Origin of the sequence: Mycobacterium sp. SMC-21, assembly GCF_045310825.1 — a bacterium.
Taxonomy (GTDB): domain Bacteria; phylum Actinomycetota; class Actinomycetes; order Mycobacteriales; family Mycobacteriaceae; genus Mycobacterium.
Window position 1 is genome coordinate 1 of the sequence record NZ_JBJIAO010000091.1, and the last position, 1,892, is coordinate 1,892.

At 62.8% G+C, this 1,892-nt stretch carries 1 protein-coding gene; it reads right to left on the minus strand.

Annotated features, from left to right (window positions below; all coding sequences use genetic code 11):
• Nucleotides 1-176 precede the first annotated feature (176 nt).
• A complete protein-coding gene (locus tag ACJH6H_RS29645) occupies nucleotides 177-1,469 on the minus strand; it encodes an IS4 family transposase (RefSeq protein WP_110201936.1) in 1,293 nt (430 codons plus the stop codon).
• Between the last annotated feature and the right edge of the window lie 423 nt (nucleotides 1,470-1,892).

Sequence of the window (1,892 nt, forward strand, 5' to 3'; positions counted from 1 at the left end):
CCACTATGATGGGCACCATCGTGATGTCGCGGATCGCGGGCAATGGCGAGATGTCCGACGAGATCCTGAGCGCGGGCCGCGAGGCGACGCTGGGACGCGCCGCTGCGGCGAAGGCACCTGCGAAGAAGAAGGTGAATTAGGCAATTCGCTTCCCCAACGTCGTCCCGGCGAAGGCCCTAGGGCATGCACAGATCTCTGAGGGACCATCCAGCGGCTGCGGCGTGGAAGTATTGCAGGCCGTGTTTCATAGTGATGGGGCCCGGCGGTTTGGACGATGGATAGCCGTCCCAGCCGCCGAGCCGGCCGATAATCCAGGCGGCCCAAGCGAGGCTGTCAGGCGGGTGCGGGTTTCTCAGCCGCTTGCTTTGGGCTTCGAGGTTGCGATTGAGGGCGGCAAGTGTAGCGACTTCCCCAGCATTGAAGGCAATTCGGACAGACTGGTTGTCGCGACCATCGCGCGCCTGCACAAGCTGAAGGGAGATGACTGCCGCCTTGGCCGCGATCGCGACCAGCTTGAGAAGCCGCTCGGCGGTCCCGATCTGACTGTCTTCGAGCTTGAGGCCTTGTGTCTTCAAGATGCGGAAGAACTGCTCGATCAGCCACCGCCGCTTGTACCATTCGATAATGCGCCAGGCCTCTTCTGCATTCGTCACCGGATGCGTGGTGAGCAGCCGCCAGTGCAGCGGCTCGATCCCGGCCTGCGGCTCGATCTCGCGCACATCGACCAGGATCAAGGGTAGGCTTTTCGGCAGATGGCGCAGGAACTTGGTTTGCGGTCGGGCCAGTTCGACGGCGCCGAAGCGCAGATCGAGAAGCGCAGCCCGCTCAGGCCGTTGTGCTCGCGCAGGCAATACGATGGTCCGTTGTTCGATGCTGGTCATGGCCTCGCTGGCCGCATACAGGCCACAGCCATCCGCCAGCTTGCGATCATGCATGCTCCGGGCAATGACGTGGAACTGGTGTTCTGCGGCGCAGGCGTAGAGCGCGAAGATGTCGCTCTCGCGGTCGCCCAGCATGGTCACCATCGCAGCCTTCGCCAACAGCGGCTTGGCTGCCAGAGCGGTCGCGATCCAGCGTTGCGATTCTTTGTCCTTCAGATCGCGATTGTCGTGCGAGACGGTGCGGCGGCCCTGGCGGGTCCAGATCTCGCCGTGCAACAGGCCAAGGCAGCAGCCGCTTTCCGCGTCTGCGGCCAGCATCGGGTGCAGCAACACCCCGCGGGTGTTGCCATGACCGATCTCGCCCAAGCCACGCCGGTTTTGTGCCTTGGTGGCAAAATTGATCTCGCTGGTATCCTGGATCGCCAGCACATGGCGGCCTTCGGCCGCCATTACCGTACCATCGCTCCAGCTTTCGATTATCCGCGTCGTCGTCACCTTGGCATTGCCGAGAAAGCGGTTGAAGCGCACCTCCCGGGCACGCATGCCTCCTGCCAGCCGTCGCAGGCAGACATCCTTGCCCGCGACCATGCATTCGACGAGCGCCGCCCCCCTTTATCGAGGCGGAGATCCCCGAACCGACCTAATGACCAGTCAATTTGCGCCAGCATGTCGACACCTCCGCCAAAGCCGAAGTGCCGCAATATGAATCACACGAAATACCGATTCGGGAATCCCCACCCAACTAGATGTGTGCATGCCCTAGGGCGAAGGCCGGGACCCATAACCACAGGGTCGTGTTGTTGGAGGTGCTGGGGCCCCAGCCTTTCCTAACGACGACCTCCTGTGGTTATGGGTCCCTGCTTTCGCAGGGACGACGGCGGAGCTATTGACGGCTACTTGTCGCTCAGCACATCGCCGAACAGCGCCCAGGACTTGCCGTCGAACCGCGCCATCTGGATCTGGCGGATCGGCGTCACGTTGTCGGACTCGGTCTGCACCTTGATGCCCGGC

Coding starts and splice junctions, on each gene's coding strand:
- ACJH6H_RS29645 (WP_110201936.1), bottom strand. CDS start 1,469: ATGGTCGCGGGCAAGGATGTCTGCCTGCGACGGCTGGCAGGAGGCATG.